Annotated in this window: 22 protein-coding genes; 12 read left to right on the plus strand and 10 right to left on the minus strand. The window is 70.2% G+C overall.

Annotated features, from left to right (window positions below; genetic code table 11):
* The first annotated feature begins 2 nt into the window (after positions 1 to 2).
* On the plus strand, positions 3 to 737 hold the full coding sequence (locus tag AB0I12_RS13070; protein ID WP_359928722.1) for a YafY family protein: 735 nt from the start codon (positions 3 to 5) through the stop codon (positions 735 to 737).
* Between the two features lie 63 nt (positions 738 to 800).
* On the plus strand, positions 801 to 1,190 hold the full coding sequence (locus AB0I12_RS13075; RefSeq protein ID WP_359928724.1) for a VOC family protein: 390 nt from the start codon (positions 801 to 803) through the stop codon (positions 1,188 to 1,190).
* Between the two features lie 49 nt (positions 1,191 to 1,239).
* Here AB0I12_RS13075 and AB0I12_RS13080 read toward each other — a convergent pair whose 3' ends face one another.
* Complete coding sequence (locus tag AB0I12_RS13080; protein ID WP_359928726.1) at positions 1,240 to 1,989, minus strand: SDR family NAD(P)-dependent oxidoreductase; 750 nt, start codon at positions 1,987 to 1,989, stop codon at positions 1,240 to 1,242.
* A 90-nt stretch (positions 1,990 to 2,079) separates the two neighbouring features.
* Between AB0I12_RS13080 and AB0I12_RS13085 the strand changes: the two genes are divergently transcribed.
* The 3 genes from AB0I12_RS13085 to AB0I12_RS13095 are packed head-to-tail and all read left to right on the plus strand — an operon-like array spanning position 2,080 to position 5,979.
* Entirely contained in the window at positions 2,080 to 2,703 is a 624-nt protein-coding gene (locus tag AB0I12_RS13085; RefSeq protein WP_359928728.1) for a TetR/AcrR family transcriptional regulator, read from the plus strand.
* Between the two features lie 10 nt (positions 2,704 to 2,713).
* Entirely contained in the window at positions 2,714 to 4,792 is a 2,079-nt protein-coding gene (gene pta / locus AB0I12_RS13090) for a phosphate acetyltransferase (protein ID WP_359928730.1), read from the plus strand.
* Complete coding sequence (locus AB0I12_RS13095) at positions 4,789 to 5,979, plus strand: acetate kinase (protein WP_359928731.1); 1,191 nt, start codon at positions 4,789 to 4,791, stop codon at positions 5,977 to 5,979. The genes pta and AB0I12_RS13095 overlap by 4 nt, the downstream gene beginning before the upstream one ends.
* Before the next feature lie 55 nt (positions 5,980 to 6,034).
* On the opposite strand, the gene sulP is transcribed toward AB0I12_RS13095, so the two are convergent.
* Positions 6,035 to 7,705, minus strand: a complete 1,671-nt coding sequence (gene sulP / locus AB0I12_RS13100) for a sulfate permease (RefSeq protein ID WP_359928733.1) — start codon at positions 7,703 to 7,705, stop codon at positions 6,035 to 6,037.
* Between the two features lie 218 nt (positions 7,706 to 7,923).
* Between sulP and AB0I12_RS13105 the strand changes: the two genes are divergently transcribed.
* From AB0I12_RS13105 to narI, 5 genes are read left to right on the plus strand one after another with little or no spacing between them, the layout of a single operon-like run.
* Entirely contained in the window at positions 7,924 to 9,174 is a 1,251-nt protein-coding gene (locus AB0I12_RS13105; RefSeq protein ID WP_359928735.1) for an MFS transporter, read from the plus strand.
* Complete coding sequence (locus tag AB0I12_RS13110) at positions 9,171 to 12,803, plus strand: nitrate reductase subunit alpha (protein ID WP_359928737.1); 3,633 nt, start codon at positions 9,171 to 9,173, stop codon at positions 12,801 to 12,803. The genes AB0I12_RS13105 and AB0I12_RS13110 overlap by 4 nt, the downstream gene beginning before the upstream one ends.
* Positions 12,803 to 14,467 carry a nitrate reductase subunit beta gene (gene narH / locus AB0I12_RS13115; protein WP_359928739.1) on the plus strand — a complete coding sequence of 555 codons (1,665 nt, stop codon included), beginning with the start codon at positions 12,803 to 12,805 and terminating at the stop codon, positions 14,465 to 14,467. Before AB0I12_RS13110 ends, narH begins: the two co-directional genes overlap by 1 nt.
* On the plus strand, positions 14,464 to 15,135 hold the full coding sequence (gene narJ, locus AB0I12_RS13120; protein WP_359928740.1) for a nitrate reductase molybdenum cofactor assembly chaperone: 672 nt from the start codon (positions 14,464 to 14,466) through the stop codon (positions 15,133 to 15,135). The genes narH and narJ overlap by 4 nt, the downstream gene beginning before the upstream one ends.
* Positions 15,135 to 15,848: a respiratory nitrate reductase subunit gamma gene (gene narI, locus AB0I12_RS13125; protein WP_359928742.1), complete on the plus strand. Its 714-nt coding sequence runs from the start codon at positions 15,135 to 15,137 to the stop codon at positions 15,846 to 15,848. Before narJ ends, narI begins: the two co-directional genes overlap by 1 nt.
* A gap of 54 nt (positions 15,849 to 15,902) precedes the next feature.
* On the opposite strand, the gene AB0I12_RS13130 is transcribed toward narI, so the two are convergent.
* Together AB0I12_RS13130 and AB0I12_RS13135 are read right to left on the minus strand one after the other, a co-directional pair.
* Positions 15,903 to 16,547 carry a response regulator transcription factor gene (locus AB0I12_RS13130; RefSeq protein ID WP_359928744.1) on the minus strand — a complete coding sequence of 215 codons (645 nt, stop codon included), beginning with the start codon at positions 16,545 to 16,547 and terminating at the stop codon, positions 15,903 to 15,905.
* Positions 16,544 to 17,485, minus strand: a complete 942-nt coding sequence (locus AB0I12_RS13135) for a sensor histidine kinase (protein WP_359928746.1) — start codon at positions 17,483 to 17,485, stop codon at positions 16,544 to 16,546. The genes AB0I12_RS13130 and AB0I12_RS13135 overlap by 4 nt, the downstream gene beginning before the upstream one ends.
* Positions 17,486 to 17,629: 144 nt before the next feature.
* Between AB0I12_RS13135 and AB0I12_RS13140 the strand changes: the two genes are divergently transcribed.
* Positions 17,630 to 18,151 (plus strand): SPFH domain-containing protein, encoded by a 522-nt coding sequence (locus AB0I12_RS13140; protein ID WP_359928747.1) that lies wholly within the window; start codon positions 17,630 to 17,632, stop codon positions 18,149 to 18,151.
* On the opposite strand, the gene AB0I12_RS13145 is transcribed toward AB0I12_RS13140, so the two are convergent.
* The 5 genes from AB0I12_RS13145 to AB0I12_RS13165 form a co-directional block, all read right to left on the minus strand.
* Entirely contained in the window at positions 18,136 to 19,419 is a 1,284-nt protein-coding gene (locus AB0I12_RS13145) for an ArsB/NhaD family transporter (protein ID WP_359928749.1), read from the minus strand. The genes AB0I12_RS13140 and AB0I12_RS13145 overlap by 16 nt on opposite strands.
* 3 nt (positions 19,420 to 19,422) lie before the next feature.
* A complete protein-coding gene (locus AB0I12_RS13150) occupies positions 19,423 to 19,938 on the minus strand; it encodes a CBS domain-containing protein (RefSeq protein ID WP_359928751.1) in 516 nt (171 codons plus the stop codon).
* Positions 19,939 to 20,060: 122 nt separating this feature from the next.
* Positions 20,061 to 21,257, minus strand: coding sequence for an L-2-hydroxyglutarate oxidase (gene lhgO / locus AB0I12_RS13155; RefSeq protein WP_359928753.1), 1,197 nt, complete (start codon positions 21,255 to 21,257; stop codon positions 20,061 to 20,063).
* Positions 21,258 to 21,281: 24 nt separating this feature from the next.
* A complete protein-coding gene (locus AB0I12_RS13160) occupies positions 21,282 to 22,094 on the minus strand; it encodes an alpha/beta hydrolase (protein WP_359928755.1) in 813 nt (270 codons plus the stop codon).
* A 184-nt stretch (positions 22,095 to 22,278) separates the two neighbouring features.
* Positions 22,279 to 22,605, minus strand: a complete 327-nt coding sequence (locus AB0I12_RS13165) for a metalloregulator ArsR/SmtB family transcription factor (RefSeq protein WP_359928759.1) — start codon at positions 22,603 to 22,605, stop codon at positions 22,279 to 22,281.
* 67 nt (positions 22,606 to 22,672) lie between these two features.
* On the opposite strand from AB0I12_RS13165, the gene AB0I12_RS13170 reads away from it, so the two are divergent.
* The gene (locus AB0I12_RS13170; protein ID WP_359928761.1) at positions 22,673 to 23,626 is read left to right on the plus strand and encodes a cation diffusion facilitator family transporter; all 954 of its coding nucleotides are present in this window, start codon (positions 22,673 to 22,675) and stop codon (positions 23,624 to 23,626) included.
* 14 nt (positions 23,627 to 23,640) lie between these two features.
* Here the strand turns inward: AB0I12_RS13170 and AB0I12_RS13175 are convergent, their stop codons facing one another.
* Complete coding sequence (locus AB0I12_RS13175) at positions 23,641 to 25,230, minus strand: gluconate transporter (protein ID WP_359928763.1); 1,590 nt, start codon at positions 25,228 to 25,230, stop codon at positions 23,641 to 23,643.
* Positions 25,231 to 25,237: the final 7 nt, after the last annotated feature.

Below are 25,237 nucleotides of genomic sequence, written 5' to 3' on the forward strand. Positions count from 1 at the left end.
GTATGAACCGGATCGATCGGCTGTACGCGCTCGCGGAGGAACTGCGCGCGGCGGGGCCACGAGGGCGGACGGCGCGGCAGCTGGCGGCGCGGTTCGAGGTGAGCGTGCGGACCATCGAGCGCGATCTCAGCGCGCTCGGGCAGGCCGGCGTTCCGCTGGCGACCAAGCAGGGCCGCACCGGAGGGTATTCGGTGGACCGTTCGATGAGCCTCCCGCCGCTCAACTTCAGCGCGCGGGAGGCGATGGCGGTCGCGGTCGCGCTGAGCCGCGGCGACCACGTGCTGTTCGCGCGGGACGCACGGACCGCGCTGCAGAAGATCGTGGCCGCGATGCCGCAGCGCGATCTCGACGAGGCGCGGGCCGCGGCGGCCAAGGTTCGGCTGCTGGTGCGGCCGGTCCCGGATCCGGACGTCGCGATCGCAGAGCAGGTCTGGCGGGCGGTGCGCGACAACCGCGTCCTGCGGATCCAGTACACGAACGGCGACGGCGTCGAGACGCTCCGGGAGATCGAGCCGCAGCACCTCGTCGTCGGGCCCAACGGGTCGTACCTGACCGGCTGGTGTCAGCTGCGTCAGGAGGAGCGGGTGTTCCGGATGGACCGGATCACCAAGGCCGAGCCGTCGGCGACGCTGCCGCAGCGGCCGCCGGCGTCGGGCCGCCTGCAGGTGGACGGGTACGAGACCAAGCTCCCGGCCGCCGCGCTGCGTCCCGAGGATCTTTTTCCAACACCGACATAGGGCTGTCGCGAACCGCTGGGAGCGTGGTTCTCGTTGACACGTTCTACGTCGAAGGAGAGATCCATGAGTACTCCCGCCCCTGGCACGCTGGCCTGGTTCGAGGTCGCGAGCGACGACCCGGAGACCGCCGAGAAGTTCTACGGCGGGTTGTTCAACTGGTCGTTCGAGTCGTCCGGGAGCCTGACGTCCGGCGGCCTCGACTACCGCAACATCACGGCACAGGGCGCGCAGCAGCCGATGGGCGGCCTGTTCGCCACCAACGGCGAGCTGCCCAACCACGCCGTCTTCTACATCCTGGTCGCGGACGTCGAGACGACCTGCGCGGAGGCCGAGCAGCTCGGCGGCACCGTGGTGAACAAGCGCATCGGCACCGGCGGCGGCACCCCGGACTTCGCCTACCTCCGCGACCCGTCCGGCAGCCAGTTCGCGGTCTTCACCCCTCGCCCCGAGTGATGCAGGTCCCCCGCCGGTGTGTACCGGCGGGGGCACCCGTCGTCGAGGGTCAGACGGCCAGGCGGCCGCCGTCCACGGGGAGGGTCGCACCATGGACGAGGGAGGCGGCGTCGGAGGCGAGGAAGACGATGCCCGCGGCTACTTCGTCGGGCGTGCCGACACGCTGGAGCGGTGTCGTGCCGGCCAGGTTGTCGAGGTTCTCGCCCATCACGGCGGTGCCTTCGGTCCGGGTCGGGCCGGGGCTGACCGCGTTCACGCGCACACCGGCGAGCCCGAACTCGGCCGCCCAAGCCCGGGTCAGCAGCTCCACCGCCGCTTTGCTCGAGCCGTACGCCGCCATCCCGGCCATGCCGATGGATGCGACCATCGTGGTCACGTTGACGATCGCGCCGGCTCCGCGCGCCGCCATCAGCGGGGCCAGCTCGGCGACCAGGTAGAACGGCGCCCGCACGTTCACGGCGTACACCGCGTCGAAGTCACTGTCCGGCACCTCGGCCGTCGGCCCGAACGGGAAGATCCCCGCGTTGTTGACCAGCACGTCGACGTGCCCGCCGCCGAGCTCGATCGCCTGCTTGGCCAGCGACCGCACACTCGCCAGGTCGGACAGGTCCGCCGGCACGAAGTCCGCCGTCCCGCCGTCGGCCCGGAGCTCCTCGACCGCCCTGCTCCCCCGGGCGGCGTCCCGCCCGCTGATCACCACGTGCGCGCCACGCAGCGCGAGCTGCCCCGCCACGGCGCGGCCGATACCGCTGTTGCCGCCGGTCACGAGCGCGGTCCGGCCGGCGAAGTCCTGCGTCATATCGGTTCCATCCTCTGGTTCGGAGTTGACGCTCCGATAGTTCGCCGACGAAATTGGAGTATCAACTCCAAAATCCGTACGGTGGGCGGTATGACCGAGACCGCCCGGCGACTGACCAGGAAGGGCCAGGCGACCCACGACCGGATCGTCGCGGCCGCGGCGCGGCTGATGCTTGAGCAGGGCGTCGCCCGCACCACGATCGAGGACATCCAGGCCGCGGCCGGCGTCAGCCCCTCGCAGCTCTACCACTACTTCCCCGGCAAGGACGCCCTGGTGACGGCGGTGGTCGACCACCAGGCGACGCAGGCGCTCGACATCCAGCAGACCTGCCTGCAGCGGCTGGACACCATCGACTCGCTCGGCCGGTGGCGGGACGTGATGGTCAACATCCTGACCGAGATGCAGTGTGTCGGCGGCTGCCCGCTCGGGTCGCTGGCCAGCGATCTGTCCGAGAGCGATCCGGTCGCCCGGACCCAACTGGCCGCCGCCTTCGCGCGCTGGCAGGAGCTGATCCGGGAGGGGCTGGCCGACATGCAGGCGCGCGGCGAGCTCGCTTCGGAGGCGGACCCCGGCGAACTCGCGGTCGCGATGCTCGCGGCAGTCCAGGGCGGGCTGCTGCTGAGCCAGGTGAGCCGCGACCCGGCGCCGCTGCGGATCGCGGTCGACACGATGATCGACCACCTGCACGCCTTGACGCGACCCGCGGTTTCGTAGGGTTCGCGGTATGGGTAGCAGTGTCTACGTTGCTTCGGTGGAGGGGACGACCGGCAAATCGACGGTCGCGCTCGGCGTGCTCCATCAACTGTCCCGCCGGGTCGGGCGGGTGGCCGTGTTCCGGCCTATCGTGCGGGCGGACGCCGCCACCCACGGTGGCCGCGACTACGTCCTCGACCTGCTGATCGCGCAGGACGCGGTCGAGCAGTCGTACGAGGACGGCGCCGGCGTCACGTACGAGGAGGTGCACGCGGACCCCGAGGCCGCGCTGGACACGATCGTGCAGCGGTACCACGCGGTCGCCGAGCAGGCGGACGCGGTGCTCGTCGTCGGCAGTGACTACACCGACGTCGGCACGCCGACCGAGTTCTCGTTCAACGCCAAGATCGCGGCCAACCTGGGCGCGCCGGTGCTGCTCGTGGTCAACGGCTTCGGCCGGACGCCGTCCGAGGTCCGGGCGATCGCCGACATGGCCGCGGCCGAGCTGACCGCGAACCACGGCTCGCTGTTCGCCGTGATCGCCAATCGCGTGGACGGCCAGAGCACTCCGGTGGTCGCGGCACTCGACGGTATCGGCGCGCCGGCGTTCGCGATTCCCGAGCAGCCGGTGCTGAACCAGCCGCTCGTCGCCGACCTGCTCGCGCCGATCGACGGCTCGCTGCTCAGCGGCGACCCGCAACTGCTCACGCGCGAGGTCACCGGGCTGATGATCGCCGGGATGACGATGCCGAACGTCCTGGACCGGCTCTTCGACGGCGCCGCGGTGGTCACCGCCGGCGACCGCCCGGAGGTCGTGCTCGGCGTCCTGATGGCGCATGCCTCGCGGACCTTCCCGCAGATCTCGGCCATCGTGCTGAACGGCGGCTTCGAGCTGCCCGGCCAGGTGCAACGGCTGATCGAGGGGCTCGGCGTCACGCTGCCGATCATCGAGACCGGCCTCGGCACGCAGGCCACGTCCGCCAGGCTCACCGCCGTCCGCGGCCGCCTGACGAAGGACTCGCCGCGCAAGATCGACACCGCCCTGACACTCTTCGACCAGTACGTCGACGGCCCGGCGCTGCTCGACCAGCTCGCACTCGCCCGCAGCAGCGCGGTGACCCCGCTGATGTTCGAGCACCGGCTGGTCGACCGCGCCGTCTCCGACCGCCGGCACATCGTGCTGCCGGAGGGCGACGAGGAGCGGATCCTGCGCGCCGCCGACGTCCTGCTCCGGCGCGGCGTCGCCGACCTCACCCTGCTCGGTGATCCGACCCTGATCAGCGCGAAGGCCGCGAGCCTCGGCGTCGACGTGACCGCGGCCCAGGTCGTCCATCCGGAGCACAGCGACCTGACCGAGCGGTTCGCCGCCGAGTACCACCGGCTGCGGCAGCACCGCGGCGTCGACCTCGACCGGGCCCGCGAACTGGTCCGCGACGTGTCGTACTTCGGCACGATGATGGTCCAGCTCGGGCTCGCGGACGGGATGGTGTCGGGCGCCGTGCACACCACCGCGCACACGATCCGGCCCGCGCTCGAGGTCGTGAAGACCGTCCCGGACGTCTCGGTGGTCTCGTCGGTGTTCTTCATGTGCCTGCAGGACCAGGTCCTGGTGTACGGCGACTGCGCGGTGAACCCGGTCCCGACGGCCGAACAGCTCGCGGACATCGCGATCTCGTCGGCCGCGACCGCGACCGCCTTCGGGGTGGAGCCGCGGGTCGCGATGCTCTCGTACTCGACCGGCTCGTCCGGCACCGGCACCGACGTGGAGAAGGTGTCCAAGGCAACGAACATCGTCCGGGAGCGGGCCCCGCGGCTGCCGGTCGAGGGCCCGATCCAGTACGACGCCGCGATCGACGCTGCCGTGGCGCGGACGAAACTGCCGGACTCCCCCGTCGCCGGGCGTGCCACCGTGTTCGTGTTCCCGGACCTCAACACCGGCAACAACACGTACAAGGCCGTGCAGCGGTCGGCCAACGCGGTCGCGGTCGGTCCGGTGCTGCAGGGTCTCCGCAAGCCGGTCAACGACCTCTCCCGCGGCGCCACCGTCCGGGACATCATCAACACGGTCGCGATCACCGCGATCCAGGCTCAGCAGGAGGCGGCCCGATGAGTGAGCACGTGCTGGTGATCAACGCCGGGTCCTCGTCGCTGAAATACAGCCTCGTCGACGCGAAGTCGGGCGAGGCCGCGGCGACCGGGCTGGTCGAGCGGATCGGTGAGGACCAGAGCCACCACGTGCACCACGGGCCGCACGGCGACGCCGACGACGACCATCCGGTCGCCGATCACGAGGCCGCGCTCGAGGCCGCCGTCCGGGCGTTCGAGACGCACGGCCCCGCGCTCGGTGACGTCGACATCGTGGCCGTCGGGCATCGGGTGGTGCACGGCGGCGACCAGTTCGCGGCCCCGGCGCTGGTGGACGACGACCTGATCGCGGCCGTGACCGACCTGGTTCCGCTGGCTCCGCTGCACAACCCGGCGAATCTCGAAGGCATCGAGGTGGCGCGCCGGCTGCTCCCGGACCTCCCGCATGTCGCGGTGTTCGACACCGCGTTCCACCAGACGCTGCCGCCGTACGCCTACACCTACGCGGTGCCCAGCGCCTGGCGGGAGGAGTACGGCATCCGCCGGTACGGCTTCCACGGCACGTCGCACTCGTTCGTGGCCGGTCAGGCCGCGCGGCTGCTCGGCCGCGACGTGCAGGACGTGAACCTGATCGTGCTGCACCTCGGCAACGGGTGCTCCGCGACCGCCGTCCGCGGCGGCACGTCGGTGGACACGTCGATGGGTCTGACGCCGCTGGAGGGTCTCGTCATGGGGACCCGGTCGGGCGACCTCGACCCCGCGATCCACGGACACCTCGCGCGGGTCGCCGGCCGCTCCGCGGAGGAGACGGACCGCGCGCTCAACTCGGAGTCGGGGCTGAAGGGCCTCAGCGGCGCGAACGACTTCCGCGAGGTGTCGCGCCGGCGCGCGGCCGGCGACGAGCGGGCCCGGCTCGCGTTCGACGTGTACTGCTACCGGCTGAAGAAGTACGTCGGCGCGTACTACGCCGTCCTGGGACGTGTCGACGCGATCGTCTTCACCGCCGGTGTCGGGCAGCATGCGGCCGAGGTCCGAGCCGCCGCACTGCACGGTCTGGAGGGCCTGGGCATCCACGTCGACCCCGTGCGGAACGCCGACCCCGACGACGGCTTCGCCTCCACCGAGGACAGCCCGGTCGCCGTGCTGGTCGTCCCCACCAACGAGGAATGGGAGATCGCCCGCCAGGCGGTCGAGGTGCTAGGGCATGTCTGATAATCCAGCGCCGTCGCGAGTGCCCCGCAGTAGGCGCTGGATTATCAGGCATGCCCTAGCTTCCCGGTGACTCCTTCTTGAAGGCCTCGACGGCGGTCGGAAGGGTGTAGAAGACGCGGCCCGGGCCGAGGCGTTCGAGGAAGCCGGCGGCTTCGAGGTCGTCGCGAAGGTCCTGCTTGACCCGGGCCAGCGCGAGCACGATGCCGCGCGCCGCCAGCTCCTCGCGCAGTGCGTCGAGCGCGTCGATCGCGGTGATGTCGATCTCGACGTTCGCCTCGGTGTTCAGCAGCAACCAGCGCACCGGCGTGGGCGAGTCGTCGGCGGCGGCGAGCGCACGGCGGTGGAAGTCCTCGGCGTTCGCGAAGAACAGCGGCGAGTCGTAGCGGTAGACGACCAGGCCGGGCACCGGCCGCGCGTCCGGGTAGTCGTCGATGTCGTGCATCCCGGCGATCCCGGGCACGTAGCCGAGGATCCCGTCGTGCGGCCGGGCCACCCGCCGCAGCAGGTCGATGACGGACAGCCCGACGGCGACGAGGACGCCGTACAGGACGCCGAGCGCGACCACGCCGATGGTCGTTGCCACCGCCAACAGCAACTCGCTGCGCCGGAACGACGCGATCCGGCGGAACTCGGGTACGTCGATCAGGCGCAGCGCGGCGTAGACGACGAGGGCGCCGAGCGCGGGGATCGGGAACGTCTCGAGCAGCGGCCCGGCGAAGAGCAGCGTCGCAACGATCGTCAGCGCGGCCACCAGCGAGTAGACCTGGCTCTTGGCGCTGGAAGCCTCCGCCAGGGCGGTGCGGCTGCCGCTGCTGCTCACCGGGAAGCCCCGCAGCAGGCCCGCGGACACGTTGGCGAGGCCGAGGACGAGCAGCTCACGACCGGGATCGATGTTCCCACCGCCGCGGCTGGCGAAGGCGCGGGCCGTGAGCACCGTGTCGGTGTAGCCGACGAGCGCGACGCCGACGGCGGGTAGCGCCAGCATCGCGACGTCCTGCGGATCGATCGAGGGCACCTGCGGGACCGGCAGGCCGCTGGGCACCGAACCGACCAGAGCCACGCCCTTGTCGCCGAGGCCGGCCATCCAGGTCACCAGCGCTGCCAGCGCCACGACGATCAGCGGGCCGGGCAGCCGCGGCGTCCATCGCGCCAGGGCGAGCAGCAACGCCAGCGCCGTCACCGAGAGCAGCACCGGGGCGAGATCCCACTCAGGGATCAGGCGGATCGCCGACACCACCTCGGCCACCGGCGAGTCACCCTCGACCGGAGCCCCGGTCAGCCGTCCGAGCTGGCCGGTGATCATCAGAACCGCGATGCCGGCCAGGTAGCCGATCAGCACCGGTTTCGACAGCAGGTCCGCGAGGAACCCCAGTCGCGCGGCCCATCCGGCGACGCAGATCGCGCCGACCATCAGCGCGAGTACGGCGGCCAGCCCGGCGTACCGCGCCGGGTCCCCGGCCGCGAGCGGGCCGATCGCCGCGGCGGTCAGCAGCGCGGTCGTCGACTCCGGGCCGATCGACAGCAGCCGCGACGTGCCGAGCAGGAAGTACAGCACGAGCGGACCGAGCGAGGCCCACAAACCGGCCACCGCGGGCAGGCCGGCGAGCTGGGCGTACGCCATCACCTGCGGCACGAAGTACGCCGCCACCGTCAGCCCGGCGACCACGTCCGACCGCAGCCAGCCCCGCTGATATCCCCGCAGCGTCTCGAGTCCCGTAATCGTCAACCCAGGCCCCCTTTCGCAGAACTGCTGCCCCTCAGTGTCCGCCACACGGAGGACCTTCGGCCCTACTGCCACGCCCGGGACGGACGGCAGGCTGCTGAACCATCACGGGCTTTCATCGGTTGGTTCGAAAATTGCCAGTGGTGGGCATAGAGATCGACACAACGGCGACCGGCGGGAGCACTATGACAAGGGGACCCGCCCGACAAGGGGAGCTGATCATGGACAGCACCGGCGGCGACAGGACCGCAGTACGTTCCCCGTGGTTGATGCTCGCTGTCGCCACGATCGGGTTCGCGGTCAACTTCTGGGCCTGGGCGCTGCTCAGCCCGCTCGGCCCGCTCTTCCGGACGCAGGGCACGCTCGGCACGCTGACCGAGTCCGATGTGGCGCTGCTGGTCGCCGTGCCGGTGCTCGTCGGCTCGCTCGGGCGGATCCCGATCGGCGCGCTCACCGACCGGTACGGCGGCCGGGTGATGTTCCCGCTGGTGTCCGCGGCGACGATCGTGCCGATCCTGTTCATCGAGTTCTTCGCGCTGGACTCCTACGCCGCGCTGCTGGTCGGCGGGTTCTTCCTCGGCATCGGCGGCACCGCGTTCGCGGTCGGCGTGCCGTTCGTGAACGCGTGGTTCCCGCCGGAGCGCCGCGGCCTGGCGATCGGCATCTTCGGCGCCGGCATGGGCGGTACGGCGATCAGCGCGCTCACCACGGTCAAGCTCTACAGCAACGCCGGGCACCAGATCCCGTTCCTGCTCACCGCGATCAGCCTCGCGGCGTACGCCGTCATCGCCTGGTTCGTGCTCCGGGACGCCCCGAACCGCCGCCCGGCGCAGGGCGGGTTCGTGCAGCGACTGGTCGCGAACGCGAAGCTCCCGATCAGCTGGCAGGCCTGCATCCTGTACGCGGTCGCGTTCGGCGGATACGTCGCGTTCTCGGTGTACCTCCCGTCGTACCTGAAGACCGCCTACGACCTGAGCGCCGCGGACGCGGCCAACCGGATGGCCGGTTTCGTCGTCGTCGCCGTCGTGATGCGCCCGGTCGGCGGCTGGCTGTCGGACAAGTTCGGCCCGATCCCGGTGCTGGCGAGCTGCTACGGGGTCGTGGTCGTCGGTGCCGCGGTGGCCGCCACGACACCACTGCTCCAGCCTGTCGGGACGATCGCCTTCCTGGGGATGGCTGCCGCGCTCGGCGGCGGCAGCGGCGCCACCTTCGCGCTGGTCGCCAAGGTGACGGACCCGGCCCGCGTCGGCGGCGTCACCGGACTCGTCGGCGCCGCGGGCGGCCTGGGCGGCTTCGTGCCGCCGCTGATCATGGGCTACGTCTACGGCCGCACGCAGTCGTACGGGATCGGCCTGACGCTGCTGTCGATCACAGCGGCCTTGACGCTGCTGCTCACGCTGACCATTGTGAGGAGGACCGCTCAACCGAGTCCTCAGGAGTCGCGCACCACACCGATCGAGGGAGCCGCATGAGTCTGGACGGCGAGCTGACCGAAGCTCTGATCCGTACCCGTCGCTACTTCACCAAAGGCACTGTTTCCGACGACCTGCGCACCCTCACCAAACGCGGTGGCCGCGGCGCGGACGACTTCTACCGCGACCGCTGGAGCCACGACAAGGTGGTCCGGTCGACGCACGGCGTGAACTGCACAGGTTCGTGCTCGTGGAAGGTGTACGTCAAGGACGGCATCATCACCTGGGAGACCCAGCAGACCGACTATCCGTCGGTCGGTCCGGACAAGCCGGAGTACGAACCCCGCGGTTGCCCGCGCGGCGCCGCGTTCTCCTGGTACACCTACTCCCCCACGCGCATCCGCTACCCGTACGTCCGCGGCGTCCTGCTCGACCTGTACCGGCAGGCGAAGGCGCAGTACGGCGACCCCGTGGCGGCGTGGGCGCACATCGTCGACGACCCGGAGCTCGCGCACCGGTACAAGTCCGCGCGCGGCAAGGGCGGGCTCGTCCGCTCGACCTGGGACGAGGCGACCGAGCTCGTCGCGGCGGCGTACGTGCACACGCTGAAGAAATGGGGGCCGGACCGGATCGCCGGGTTCTCCCCGATTCCGGCGATGTCGATGGTGTCGCACGCGTCCGGCGCCCGGTTCACGTCGCTGATCGGCGGGACGATGCTGTCGTTCTACGACTGGTACGCCGACCTGCCGGTCGCGTCGCCGCAGGTGTTCGGCGACCAGACCGACGTACCGGAGTCCGGCGACTGGTGGGACGCCGGCTACCTGATCATGTGGGGTTCGAACCTGCCGGTCACGCGGACGCCGGACGCGCATTGGATGGCGGAGGCCCGGTACCGCGGGCAGAAGGTGGTCGCGGTCGCGCCGGACTACGCCGACAACGTGAAGTTCGCCGACGAGTGGTTGCCGGCAGCACCCGGTACGGACGGCGCGCTGGCGATGGCCATGGGGCACGTGATCCTGCAGGAGTTCTTCGTCGACCGCGAGACGCCGTACTTCACGAAGTACGCCAAGAGCTACACCGATCTGCCGTACCTGATCCGCCTCGACGAGACCGACGGCAGCTACCGCCCCGGTAAGTTCCTCACCGCGGCCGACCTCGGCAGCACGGAGGAGAACGCCGCGTTCAAGCCTGTGGTCCTGGACACCACCACAGGTCAGCCGGTGGTCCCGAACGGCTCGCTCGGCCACCGCTTCGGCGAAGCAGGACAAGGCCGGTGGAACCTGGACCTGGGCTCCACCGATCCCCTCCTGACGCTGCAGGGACGTGAGAGCGTTCCTGTGACGCTGCCGAGATTCGATGCCGACGGCCACCTGCTGCGGGGCGTTCCGACCCGGCGCATCGGCGATCACCTGGTCACGACCGTGTACGACCTGATGCTCGCGCAGTACGGCGTCGCGCGCCCCGGCCTCCCCGGCGACTGGCCGGCGTCGTACGACGACCTCGCGCCGTACACCCCCGCCTGGCAGGAGCCCATCACCGGCGTACCGGCCGCCGCGGCAGCCCGGATCGCCCGCGAGTTCGCGCAGAACGCCGAGGACTCCAAGGGGCGGTCGATGATCGTGATGGGGGCCGGGACCAACCACTGGTTCCACTCCGACACGATCTATCGGGCGTTCCTCGCGCTCACCACGCTCACCGGCTGCCAGGGCGTCAACGGCGGCGGCTGGGCGCACTACGTCGGTCAGGAGAAGTGCCGCCCGATCACGGGCTGGGCGCAGCTCGCGTTCGGGCTGGACTGGGTGCGGCCGCCGCGTCAGATGATCCAGACCGCCTACTGGTACCTGCACACGGACCAGTTCCGCTACGACTCGTTCGGCGCGGACGCCTTCTCGGACCTGCCCGGCAGTATGAGCGGCAAGACCACCGCGGACCTGATCGCGATGAGCGCGCGGCTCGGCTGGATGCCGTCGTACCCGACCTTCAACCGCAATCCGCACGACCTCGCCGACGAGGCCGCGGCCGCGGACCGGCCGGTCGCCGAGCACATCGTCGAGCAGCTGAAGTCCGGGGACCTCCGGTTCGCCTGCGAGGATCCGGACGCGCCGGAGAACTTCCCGCGCATCCTCTCGATCTGGCGCGCCAACCTGCTCGGCTCGTCGGCCAAGGGCAACGAGTACTTCCTCGAGCATCTGCTCGGCGCCGGGTCCTCGCTGCGCGCGAGCGAAGGCGTGCATCCGCAGGACGTCGAATGGCACGACGAAGCTCCGCGCGGCAAGCTCGACCTGCTGCTGACGCTGGACTTCCGGCAGACCAGCACGACGCTGTTCTCCGACGTCGTCCTGCCCGCCGCGACGTGGTACGAGAAGCACGACCTGAACACCACCGACATGCACCCGTTCGTGCACTCGTTCAACCCGGCGATCGCGCCGCCGTGGCAGACCCGGACCGACTGGGACGCGTGGCAGGCGATCGCCGAGAAGTTCAGCGCGCTCGCGGCCACCCAGCTCGGCACCCGCCGCGACGTGGTCGCCGTACCGCTGCTGCACGACACGCCGGACGCGCTCGCCACCCCGCACGGCACGGTCCGCGACTGGAAGGCCGGCGAGTGCGAACCGGTGCCGGGCGTCACGATGCCGAAGCTGATCGAGGTCGAGCGCGACTACGCGGCCGTCGCGGCGAAGATGTCCGCGCTCGGTCCGCTGATGGAGAAGCTGGGCGCGACCACGAAGGGCGTCACGTACGACGAGACCGCCTCGGTGGAGTACCTGCGCGCCAAGAACGGCGCCGTCCGCGGCGGGCCGGCCGACGGTCGTCCGTCGCTGAAGCGTGACGTGCACGCCTGCGAAGCGATCCTGGCCCTGTCCGGTACGACGAACGGACGGCTCGCCACCGAGGGCTTCAAGACCCTCGAGCGCCGCGTCGGCAAGCCGCTGCACGACCTCGCGGCCGAGCACGAGGGCAAGCAGATCACGTTCGCCGACACGCAGGCCGCACCGGTCCCGGTCATCACCTCGCCGGAATGGTCCGGCTCGGAGTCGGGCGGCCGCCGGTACTCGCCGTTCACGATCAACGTCGAGCGGCTCAAGCCGTGGCACACGCTGACCGGCCGCCAGCACTTCTACCTCGACCACGACTGGATGACCGAGCTCGGCGAGAACCTGCCCGTGTACCGCGGGCCGCTGGACATGGGCGCGATGTTCGCCGAGCCCGAGATCGGTTCGGTCGGGGAACTCGGCGTGACGGTTCGCTACCTGACACCGCACAACAAATGGTCGATCCATTCGGAGTACCAGGACAACCTGTTCATGCTGTCGCTCAGCCGCGGCGGGCAGACGATCTGGATGAGCGACCAGGACGCCGCGAAGGTGGGGATCGTGGACAACGACTGGATCGAGGCGGTGAACCGCAACGGCGTGGTGGTCGCGCGGGCGATCGTCTCGCACCGGATGCCCGAGGGCACGGTCTACATGCACCACGCGCAGGACCGGCTGATCGACGTACCGCTGGCCGAGACCTCTGGGAAACGCGGCGGGATCCACAACTCGCTGACCCGGCTGCTGATCAAGCCCTCGCACCTGATCGGCGGGTACGCGCAACTGTCCTTCGCGTTCAACTACCTCGGGCCGACCGGGAACCAGCGCGACGAGGTCACCGTGATCCGCAAGCGCTCGCAGGAGGTGACGTACTGATGCGGGTGATGGCGCAGATGGCGATGGTCATGAACCTGGACAAGTGCATCGGGTGCCACACCTGCTCGGTGACCTGCAAACAGGCGTGGACGAACCGCACCGGCACCGAGTACGTCTGGTTCAACAACGTCGAGACGCGACCCGGGCAGGGGTACCCGCGCACGTACGAGGACCAGGAGACGTGGAAGGGCGGCTGGGCTCTCACCAAGCGTGGACGGCTGACGCTGAAGTCCGGCGGCCGGCTGAAGAAGCTGCTGACGATCTTCTCGAACCCGAAGCTGCCCTCGATCCACGACTACTACGAGCCCTGGACGTACGACTACGCGAACCTGACCGACGCGCCGGCGCAGCAGCACACACCGGTCGCGCGGCCGAAGTCGTTGCTGTCCGGCGACGACATGAAGATCACCTGGTCGGCGAACTGGGACGACGACCTCGGCGGGTCCGCCGCGACGGCCGAGCGGGACCCGATCCTGAAGAAGGTCGGCGACAAGGTCCGGTTCGAGTTCGAGCAGACCTTCATGTTCTACCTGCCGCGGATCTGCGAGCACTGCCTGAACCCGTCCTGCGCCGCGTCCTGCCCGAGCGGCGCGATCTACAAGCGCACCGAGGACGGCATCGTGCTGGTCGACCAGGACCGGTGCCGCGGCTGGCGGATGTGCGTCTCCGGCTGCCCGTACAAGAAGGTCTACTTCAACCACCGCACCGGCAAGGCGGAGAAGTGCACGTTCTGCTTCCCGCGGGTCGAGGTCGGTCTCCCGACGGTCTGCTCGGAGACCTGCGTCGGCCGGCTGCGCTACATCGGTCTCGTGCTGTACGACGCCGACAAGGTGCTGGCCGCCGGGTCCGTGCCCGACGAGCAGGGCCTGTACGAGGCGCAGCGGGACGTGTTCCTCGACCCCTTCGATCCCGCCGTCCAGCGGGAGGCCGAGCGGGCCGGGATCCCGGCGGACTGGATCGAGGCGGCCCGGCGATCGCCGGTGTACGCGCTGATCAACCGCTTCCGCGTGGCGTTGCCGCTGCATCCGGAGTACCGGACGCTGCCGATGGTCTGGTACATCCCGCCGCTGTCACCGGTCGTCGACGTGGTCCGCGAGACCGGTGAGGACGCCGAGCGCAAGGACAACCTGTTCGCGGCCATCGACGCGCTGCGGATCCCGATCGAGTACCTGGCCGAACTGTTCACCGCGGGCGACGTCGCACCGGTCGACCAGGTGCTGCGCAAGCTCGCCGCGATGCGCTCGTACATGCGCGACATCAACCTGGGCCGTGATCCGGACGGCAGCATCCCGGCGGCGGTCGGGATGAGCGAGGAGGACGTGTACGACATGTACCGGTTGCTCGCCCTCGCGAAGTACGACGAGCGCTACGTGATCCCGGCGGCCCACGCCGAGCAGGCCCACGAGCTCGAGGAGCTGGCCTGCTCGCTCGACTACGAGGGCGGACCGGGGATGGGTGGATCGGGGCCGTTCGGCGAGGGCTCCGGCGTACCGACGCCGATCGCGGTCGAGAACTTCCAGATGCTCAAGGACCGCCAGACGTCGGAGGGGATCGCCTCGCCGGAGGACAAGCAGGCGCGGGTCAACCTGCTCAACTGGGACGGCAAAGGCAAGCCCGACGGCCTGTTCCCGAGGCGGCCGGACGACGAGGAGCACCCCGGATGAAGCATCCCGCCCCGGCCCTGCCGGCCGGACAACTGACGATCGCCTGGCAGTCCGCGTCGTTGCTGCTCGACTACCCCGACGAGATCCTGGTCGAGCGTCTGCCGCTCGTCCGGCGTGCCCTCGACCGGCTCCCGAGCAGCCTTGCCGAACCGCTCACGGCCACCCTCGAACAGCTTGCTGCCGGCCACCTTCCGGACCTGCAGGCGCGGTACGTCGAGACGTTCGACAGCCGGCGGCGGCACAACCTCTACCTCACGTACTTCGCCCACGGCGACACCCGCCGCCGCGGCGTCGCGCTGTTGCGGTTCAAGCAGACCTACCTGCGATCCGGTTTCGTCCTCGACGACTCCGAGCTGCCCGATCACCTCTGCGTCGTCCTGGAGTACGCCGCGACGGTCGACCAGAAGCTCGGCCACCGGCTGCTGCTCGACCACCGGGCGGGGCTCGAACTGCTCCGGCTCGCGCTCGCCGACGGCGACTCGCCCTGGTACGGCGCGGTGCTCGCGGTCACCGCGACGCTGCCGCCGCTGCAGGGCGACGAACGGGACGCGATCGCCCGGCTCGCCGCCGAGGGCCCGCCGCAGGAGGAGGTCGGGCTCACGCCGTACGCGGTCCCGGCCTTCGATCCGGCCGTCCTCCCGATGCCGACCTTTCCCGGAGCGCGCTGATGGACGAGATCCTGTGGGTGGTCTTCCCGTACGTCTGCCTGACTGTGTTCGTCGTCGGGCACATCTGGCGGTACCGGTACGACAAGTTCGGCTGGACCACGCGGTCGTCACAGCTGTACGAGGACCGGCTGCTGCGCTGGGGCAGCCCGCTGTTCCACTTCGGCATCCTCGCGGTGTTCCTCGGGCACGTGATGGGACTCGGCATCCCGAAGTCGTGGACCGACGCCGTCGGCGTCTCCGAGGGGCTGTACCACTTCTTCGCGGTGTCGATCGGCGCGATCGCCGGGTTCTGCACGCTCGTCGGCCTCACGATCCTCATCTATCGCCGTCGTACGGTCGGGCCGGTCTTCTCCGCCACGACACGGATGGACAAGCTGATGTACGCCGTCCTGGCGACGGTGATCCTGCTCGGTCTGGCCAACACAGTGGTCGCCAACCTGGTCGGCGACTACGACTATCGCGAAGGTGTGTCGATCTGGTTCCGCGGCATCTTCCGCTTCGATCTGCACCCGGATCTGATGGCTGAGGCTCCCTTGACCTTCCAGCTCCACGGTCTCGTCGCGATCGCGCTCTTCGCGCTCTGGCCGTTCACCCGCCTGGTCCACGTCTTCAGCGCGCCGCTCGGCTACCTCACCCGCCCGTACATCGTCTACCGCAGCCGCGACGCCCGCCCGACCACACACTCGCCCCGCCGCGGCTGGGACGCCCGCTGACCCGTCCCTTGATCGTCTGCGCCGCCTCGGCCAGCTCAGCGAGGCGGTATGAGATCACGGCTCGATCAGGCCGGCGCGGATCGCGTACCGGGTCAGCTCGGTGCGGTCGCGCATGCCGAGCTTCTGCAGGATGTTGGCGCGGTGCCGCTCGACGGTCTTGTGGCTGATCGTCAGGATGCGCGCGATCTCCTTCGACGGGTGGCCTTCCGCGATCAGCTTCACGACCTCGTCCTCGCGCGCGCTGAGAACCTGACCGGGAACCCGCTCCCCCCGCCGGACCCGGTCCAGGTAGTCACGCACCAGCGTGCTCATCACGCCGGGGTACAGGAACGACTCGCCGCGCCCGGCGGCGCGGCACGCGTCGACGAGATCCCGGTCCGCGACCGATTTCAGCACGTACCCGCAGGCGCCCGCCTTCAGGGCCGCGAAGAAGTACTGCTCGTTGTCGTACATCGACAGCATCAGGATCCGCGGCGGTTCGCGCCGGCGGGACAGCTCCCGCGCCGCCTGCAGCCCGGTCATCCGCGGCATCGCGACGTCGAGCACCGCCAGATCGATCTCGGTGTCGCGGAACGCCTGCAGCGCCTCCGCGCCGTCCCCGGCCTCGGCGACCACCTGCAGGTCCGGTTCGCTGTCCAGGATCAGCCGCACGCCGCGACGTACCAGGGCATGGTCGTCGGCCAGCAGGATCCGAATCATCGCTGCTCCACCGGAACTGCCAGGCGCACCGACGTACCGGTATCTCCCGGTCCGACGGTCAGCTCGGCTCCGATCAGCAGCGACCGCTCCCGCATACCCCGGATCCCGGTGCCTTCCTCGGCGCCGCGCAGCCCGACGCCGTCGTCGTCGACCGTGAGGATCACCTCCGGGCCTTGCCGTCGCAGTGCCAGGCACACACTGCGCGCCTGTGAGTGGCGGGCCGCGTTGGTGAGCGCTTCCTGGGCGACCCGGTAGACCACCAGCTCCCGCTCGGCGCCCAGCTCGGGCAGGCCGGGCGACGTGACCCGCCGTACGTGCATCCCGTGCGACGAGAACTCGGTCGCGAGCGCGGTCAGCGCGGCCTGCAGACCAAGGTCTTCGAGGACACCCGGCCGCAGCCGCCGAGCCACACCCCGGACCTCGTCGAGGGTCGCGCGGGCGGTCTCCTGCACCTCCAGCAGGTCGTTCCGCACCGGCTCGGGGACCGCGGACGACAACTGTTTGAGCCCGAGCAGTACGGCGGTCAGCCCCTGGCCGATCTCGTCGTGCAACTCGCGGGCGATCCGGTGCCGTTCTGCCTCCTGCGCGGCGAGCGCCTTCGCGTTGCTGCGCCCGCGCTCGGTCTCCAGGCGCTCGAGCATCGCGTTGAAGCCGCGCACGAGCGGTTCGACCGCGCCGTTGCGCGACTCGGGCAACCGCCGGCCCGGGCGTTGCAGGTCGACCGTGGCCATCAGCCGGATCAGGCGGTCGAGGGGCGCCAGACTCGTCCGCAGCAGGATCGAGTTCAGCACGACGATGCCGATCAGGCCGAGCACGAGGACGACGGCCTCCGACACGAGGACGGTCGCGGACACCGTCACCGGGGCCAGCGCCAACGCGGCGGTTCCGACCACGAACACCAGTCCGTTGATCAGGCAGACCCGCCAGTACAAAGGCATTCCTGCTCCCGTTTTCACTCCTCCACCCTCCATCAACGGCCCCGGCGAAGTCCATGCGCGCAGGCGAAAGTGGGTGCTGGCACTCATGGTCTCTCCCCTGGTGCGCCGGTCAGACTGGAAGGGCACCGGCCGCCGGGAGGCACCATGTATCTCGCAACCGCGCCGAGCGCCCATGCGTGGGCGATTCTGGCCGCACTCGTCGTTCTCGCCCTGATCACCGCGATCGAGCCACGGACGGTCCCCCGCGGCCAGTGGCTCGTCGTCCTGCGGTCCGGCCGCGTCCACCGGGTACGGAAGGCCGGCTTCACGGCCCGTCTGCCCCTGCTGGAGCAGTACATCTGGTTGCCGAGGGCATACACCCGCCGGCCGTTCGCCGTCAGCGCGCGCAGCCGCGACGGCCTCGACGTCCGGATCGACGGTGAGATCCGGATCCGGATCGTGGAACCGGCGGTGGCCGTCGACAACGCCCTCGCTCCGCTCGATCTCGCGCTGGACGAGACCGAACGGGCCCTCGCACGGACGGTCGCCGGGTGTGACGTCACGGCGCTGGCCGAGCTTCCGGCCTACCTCGAGCTCGCGATCGACGTGCCGGGCGTGGAGATCGGCGCGCCGGCGGTGGGCACGATCGAGGTTGCGCTCCGCTCGGTCGCTCACCAGACGAAGTAGCGCAGCCATACGTACACCCAGGCCAGCGCGATCGAGAGCACCGTCACCACGGCGCCGTACCGGGTGAACTGCCAGAACGTGATGTGGTGCCCGCTGCGGGACGCGATCCCCAGCGCGACCACGTTGGCGCTGGCCGCGACCGCCGTACCGTTGCCGCCGAAGTCGGCGCCCAGCGCGAAGGCCCACCACAGCGACCGGCCCGCTTCCGGTTCCTGCTCGACGACCCCTTCCACGACAGGGGTCATCGTCGCGACGTACGGGATGTTGTCGAAGAACGCTCCGAGGACGCCGGAGCCGAACAGCAGTGCGGTGGCCGCCAGGAGGTACCGGTCCCCGATCGCGGCGACCGCCCAGTCGCCGATCGCCTCGATCACGCCGGTGTGCACCAGGGCCGACACCATCACGAACAGGCCCATGAAGAACACCAGCGTGGCCCACTCCACCTCACGCAGTACCTCGGCGACGTCGGCCTTCGCCACCAGGATCATCACGCCGGCGCCGATCAGCGCGACCAGCGACGGCTCCAGGTGCACGACCGAGTGCAGTGAGAAGCCCGCGATCATCACGGCGAGCACCACCAGGCAGCGCACCAGCAGGCGCGGGTCCTTGATCGCCCGTCGCTCCTGCAGCGCGAGGATCGCGGCGACCTGCTCGGGGTTGTGCCGGAGGGCCTTGCGGAAGAGGAATCTCGACAGCACGACGAACAGTGCGAACACGATCACCACGATCGGCGTCATGTGCACCAGGAAGTCGTTGAACGACAGGCCCGCCCGGCTGCCGATGATGATGTTCGGCGGGTCACCGATCAGCGTCGCGGCGCCGCCGATGTTGGACGCCAGCACCTCGGCGATCAGGTACGGCTGCGGCGGGATCCGGAGCCGCTCGCAGACCACGATCGTCACCGGCGCGACCAGCATGATCGTGGTCACGTTGTCCAGGAACGGCGACGCGACCGCGGTGATCAGCATCAGCATCAGCAGCAGCCGGTACGGCTCGCCGCGGGACCGTTTCGCGGCCCAGATGCCGAGGTAGTCGAAGACCCCGGTCTGCTTGACGATCCCGATCACGATCATCATGCCGAGCAGCAGGAAGATCACGTTCCAGTCGATCCCCGCGTGCTCGGAGTAGAACACCTCGGCGCCCGGCGCGAGGCCGAGGACCAGCATGGCGCCGGCCCCGATCAGCACCACCTTGACCTTGTCGGCCTTCTCGGTCGCGATGTAGAAGAACGCCAAGCCGAAGATCACCAACGCGACGAGAGGCCTCACGCCTCACCCCGGCGGCTGGTCGTCGAGGCCGGCGACGGCCAGGCTGGTCAGCAGACGGTCGAGCGTGATCACACCGGTCAGTACGCCGTCGGCGCCGACCACCGCGACCAGCGGGCTGCGGCCGCGCGCCATCAGCGCGGCGATCTCCAGCAGCGTCGCGTCCGCGGTCACGGTCAGCGGACGGGCGATCGGGCGCGGCAGGCAGTCACCGACCGTCAGACCCCCGAGCTCCCGCCAGAACGCGTCCGCCGACGACTCGTCGACGGCCCGCGACAGCATCGGGTCGTCCTGGTACGCCGCGGGGATGCTGAGCTTCAGCACCTGCGAACCGGGCAGCACCGCGAGCGGCCGGCTGCGCTCGTCGACGACCACCAGGCCGGGCATCCGCCCGACCGCCATCAGCTGCACCGCCTTGACCACGGGATCGAGCACCGTGACCGTCGGCAGGCCGATCGCTATGTCAACGGCCCGCATCGCCGCACCCTGCTCGACTTCACCGACCGCGTCGACACTACTCACCCTGACCTCCCTGGCCGCCCCGGAAACGGCGGCCCTACTGGGAAATCAGTCTTCTTGCGCGGTCAGCCAACAACCATGGGGTCTACACCCCAACTTGTCAGACGACGCGCCCGGCGTTCGTGTCAGGCTCGGTCGGCGGAGAGTTCTTCGGCGATTCGGTCGCCGATGACCAGGCAGGCGGTGGCGGCGGGTGACGGTGCGTTGAGGACATGCAGCGCGCGGCCGTCGCGGAGGAACAGGAAGTCGTCGACGAGCTTGCCGTCCCGGGTGACGGCCTGCGCGCGAACCCCCGCACCGGACCGCCGTACGTCGGCGACCTGGAGCTCGGGCAGCATCCGCCGCGCCTCGCGGACCAGTGCGCGGCCGGTGAGCGAGCGGACGATCTCCTTCGCGCCGGTCCGGGCGTACCGGCGGGCGAGCTTCCAGGACCCGCGGTACGTCGCGGACTCCCAGACGTCCCGGACGACGATCCGCGACCACGAGTACCCCTCGCGGGACAGCGCAGGTACGGCGTTCGGGCCGACGTGGACACTACCGTCGATACCCCGCGTCAGATGGACGCCGAGGAACGGCAGGTCGGGATCGGGCACCGGGTAGACGAGCCCCTTCACCAGATGCTCCCGCCCGGGGACAAGCTCGCTGAACTCGCCGCGGAACGGCAGGATGCGCACGCCGGGTTCGAGGCCGGACGCGCGCGCCAGCCGATCGCTGTGCAGCCCGGCGCACACCGCGACCCGATCGGCCTCGATCACGTCGTCCGCCGTCCGAACCCGCACGACCGAGCCGGCGTTCTCGACAGTCGTCACGGTCACACCGGTCCGGATCTCGCCGCCTGCCGCCCGCACATCGTCGGCGAGCGCGGCCGCCACGAGCTTGAAGTCCACCCGGCCCGTGGAGTCGACCGCCAAGGCGCCCTTCACCCGCAGATGCGGTTCCCGCTCGGCGACCTCGTCCAGGCTCAGGCGGCGTACGGGCACCCCGTTCTCGCGGCCGATACCGAACAGCCGGTCGAGCTGCGGCAGCTCGGTGTCGGTCGTCGCGACGACCAGCTTCCCCGGCACGTCGAGCGGGATGCCCTTCTCCGCGCAGTACTCGCGCAGCGCCGCACCGCCGGTCACCGCGAACCGCGCCTTCAGCGACCCCGGCCGGTAATACAGCCCGGAGTGCACCACGCCCGAGTTGTGCCCGGTCTGGTGTGCCCCGACCGCCGGCTCCTTCTCCAGCACGATCACTGGCGTACCGGGGTCGAGCCGCTGCAGGCTTCGCGCCACAGCCAGCCCCACGATCCCGCCGCCGACCACCACCGCAGATCTCGTCACCTGTGAAAAGAGCCGCGAAGACGGTCAGAAATACAGCCACTCCCGGAGCGCGGTCGCCAGCGCGACCGGCGCGTCGTACTGCATCAGGTGGCCCGCGTCCGGCACCTCGGCGTACGACGCTCCGGGGATCAGCTTCGCCAGCCGCCGGCCGGTCGCGGGTGGGATCCAGGCGTCGTCGCGGCCCCACAGCACCTTCACGGGTATCGACAGATCGCCCAGGCCGCGCTCGTTCTCGGCCAGGAACTTCTCGTCGTACTGCGCGATCTGCCGGTAGAACGCAGGCTGTCCCGCCTCGGTGCGCCACGGCGCGACGAGCTCGGCCAGCTCGTGCTCGCGCAGACCGCGATGACTCGCGGCACTCACATAAGCCCGCAGGATCGCTTCGTGGATGTACGGCGGCAGCTCGTCGAGCGTCGTCGGGTGCCGCTTCACGAACTGGAAGAACGGCGAACCGCTCGGCGGGATCGCCACCACGTCGACGAGCATCAACGACGCGTACGCCGCCTTCTCGGCCAGCGTGGCGCGCAGCGAGACCGCCCCGCCGAAGTCGTGCGCGACTACGTGCGGCCTGTCCAGTCCCCAGTGCTCCAGCAACGCCGCGAACGCCTTGGCGTGCGCTCCGAAATCCACCGCGTGAGCCGGGTGCATGGACGATTCGCCGTACCCGGGCATGTCCCACAGGTGCACCGTGAAATCGGCACTCAGCGCGTCGGCGTACCGCGACCAGACCCGCGAGGAGAACGGCGTCCCGTGACAGAACACCACCGGCGGACCGCTGCCGGCGCGGCCCCACGCGATCGATCGGCCTTCCCAGTCGAACCGCTCGTCGACATCCATACGCCACCCTAACCATTGCAGTGGTTCACAACGGTTAGTGACCCAGTCGGCCGGCTTGGAGCCCGTCACCCGAGTCGAGCCACCTCGCCGAGTCGTGCGTATTGGTCCGCACCCGATTCACCGAGTCGTGAAGAACGGCGCCGATCCACAACCACTTTCCACGACTCGACGACCAAGCAGCCGGCTAATCCGAGTGGTCCAGGTGCTCGGCGTGGAACAGTGCCTGATCGAGGAGGCGCTGCACGTGGTGGTCGGCGGCCGAGTAGTAGACGAACGTGCCTTCGCGACGGCCTTTGACCAGGCCGGCCAGGCGGAGCTTTGCCAGATGCTGGCTGACCGCCGTGGGTGCGGCGCCCGCCAGTTCGGCGAGGCAGGCGACCGACGACTCGCCCTGGAGCAGTGCCCACAGAACCTTGATCCGGGTCGGGTCGGCGAGCAGCCGGAACGATTCCGCGGCGAGGTGCACCTGCTCCTCGTTCGGCATCTCGAAGTCCTCGATCGACGAGTGCATACCGTCGAGCGTAGCCGCTACCTGCCTACTTGCGTACCTGCATGCTTGCGCAGGTAGTATGCGCAAGGTGAAGACATCACACGGACACGGCCATGGGCACGGGCACGGTCATGGTCACGCGGCGCTCGAGACCAGCCGGCAAGGCATCCGCTGTCTCCAGCTGAGCTTCGCCGGACTCGTCCTCACCGCAGCGATCCAGACCGTGATCGTCGTCCGGACCGGATCGGTCGCCCTGCTCGGCGACACCCTGCACAACTACGCCGACGCGTTCACCGCGATCCCGCTCGCGATCGCGTTCCTGGCCGGCCGTCGCGTCGCGACCCGCTCGTACACCTACGGATTCGGGCGCGCGGAGGATCTGGCCGGCGTGGTCGTCGTACTGCTGATCGCGGCCTCGGCGGCGTACGCCGGGTACGAGGCGATCTCGCGGCTCGTCCATCCCGCCGACGTCCGCCAGGTCGGCGTGCTGGCGGTCGCCGGCGTCGTCGGGTTCGCCGGGAACGAGCTCGTCGCGCAGTACCGGATCCGCACCGGGCGCCGGATCGGCTCGGCCGCGCTGGTCGCGGACGGGTTGCACGCCCGCACCGACGGGTACACCAGCCTGGCCGTCGTGCTCAGCGCCGTCGGCGCCTGGCTCGGCTTCCCGCTCGCGGACCCGATCATCGGCCTGGTGATCACGGTGGCGATCCTGTTCGTGCTGCGGGACGCTGCCCGCGAGGTGTATCGCCGCCTCATGGACGCGGTCGATCCCGCGCTTGTCGACCGGACCGAGCAGGTCACCCGCGCCGTTCCCGGCGTCCTCGACGTGACCGGCGTCCACCTTCGCTGGCTCGGCCACACCCTGCGCGCCGAAGCGCGAATCACCGTGGAGTCCAGTATGTCGCTCGTCGACGCGCACCATCTCAGCCACCAGGTGGAGCGCGCCCTGATCGACGCCGTACCCCACCTGGCCGCAGCGACCATCCATGCCGAGCCGCTCCCCCGGGACGCGTCCCCGGCCCACGACCTCATCACCCGTTGACGGCCCGTGACGCGCTAGACGAAGGCGGACAAGAGCAGCGTCATCGCCAGACCCATCACCGAGATGATGGTCTCCATCACCGACCAGGTCTTGATGGTCTCGCCGACGGTCATGCCGAAGTACTCCTTGACCAGCCAGAACCCGGCGTCGTTGACGTGCGAGAAGAACAGTGAGCCGGCGCCGATCGCCAGCACCACCAAGGCCAGGTACGTCGTAGTCTCGCCGGTCGCGAGCGGCGCGACGATGCCCGCGGCGGTGACCGTCGCGACTGTCGCGGAGCCGGTGGCCAGCCGGATCAGGACCGCGACGATCCAGCCGAGCAGCAGGGCGGACAGGTTCGCCGCGATCGCGATCTTGGCGATCGCCGTACCGGTCCCGCCGTCCACCAGGACCTGTTTGAACCCGCCGCCGGCGCCGACGATCAGCATCACGCCGGAGATCGGGAGCAGGCTCTCGCCGATCTTCCGGCTGAGCTCCGGGACGCCGAAACCGACCGCGGTGCCGAAGGTGTACATCGCGAGGAGGACGGCGATCAGCAGCGCCACGACCGGATCGCCGATGAACTGCAGGGCCGGGAAGAGCGGGTTGTCCTTGCTCATCCATACGTCGGACGCGGCTTTGATCAGCATCAGCGCCACCGGGAACAGGACCGTCACGATCGTCGCGGTGAAGCTCGGCGTGCGGGTGCGCACCGACCCGGCCGGCACGTCCCCGTCCATCACCGCCTCACCGGCAGACCCGCCAGACCCGCCAGACCCGACCGGCCCGACCGGCCCGACCGACCCAGCCGATCCAGCCGACCCAGCCGACCCAGCCGATCCGGCCCCAGCTGACCCGGACGACGCTCCGGACGAACCGCCCGGGTGTACTTCGGCCCGCTGATGCCCGGCGCCGACCTCGAGCGCCGCGCCCGCGGCCCCGATCGGCACCCACTGCGCCGCCAGCCGACCGAACACCGGCCCGGCGACGATCACCGTCGGGATCGCGACCAGCAGACCGAGCGCCAGCGTGATGCCGACGTTGCCGCCGAGGACGCCGATCGCGGCCAGCGGACCCGGGTGCGGCGGCACGAAACCGTGCAGGACGGACAGGCCCGCCAGCGCCGGGATCCCGAGCAGCATGGCGCGGGCACCGGTGCGCCGGACCGCGAGGACCACGACCGGGATCAGCAGCACCAGGCCGATCTCGAAGAACATCGGGATGCCGATGATGAACGCGATCAGCGCCATCTTCCACGGCAGCCCGGCGGCCCTGCCGCGCAGCAGCGTGTCGACCACCTGGTCCGCGCCGCCGGAGTCGGCGAGCAGTTTGCCGACCATGGCGCCGAGCGCGATCAGTACACCGACGTACCCGAGGACGCTGCCGACGCCGTTCTCGTACGCCTTGGTGACCGCGCCCGCGCCGATCCCGGACGCGAGGCCGACGAACAGCGCCCCGATCGTGAGGGCCAGGAACGCGTGCACCTTGAACCCGACGATCAACGCCACGATGATGCCGATCCCCAGCACGGCGACGATCAGCACCCGGGTGTCGTGCGCGTTCCAGGGCGCGTTGACGTCCGCCTCAGCCACCAGCGGAAGACCTACTTCGTAAGCGATACGCATGGCTCCA

Source organism: Kribbella sp. NPDC050459 (genome assembly GCF_040655315.1).
Lineage (GTDB): Bacteria > Actinomycetota > Actinomycetes > Propionibacteriales > Kribbellaceae > Kribbella.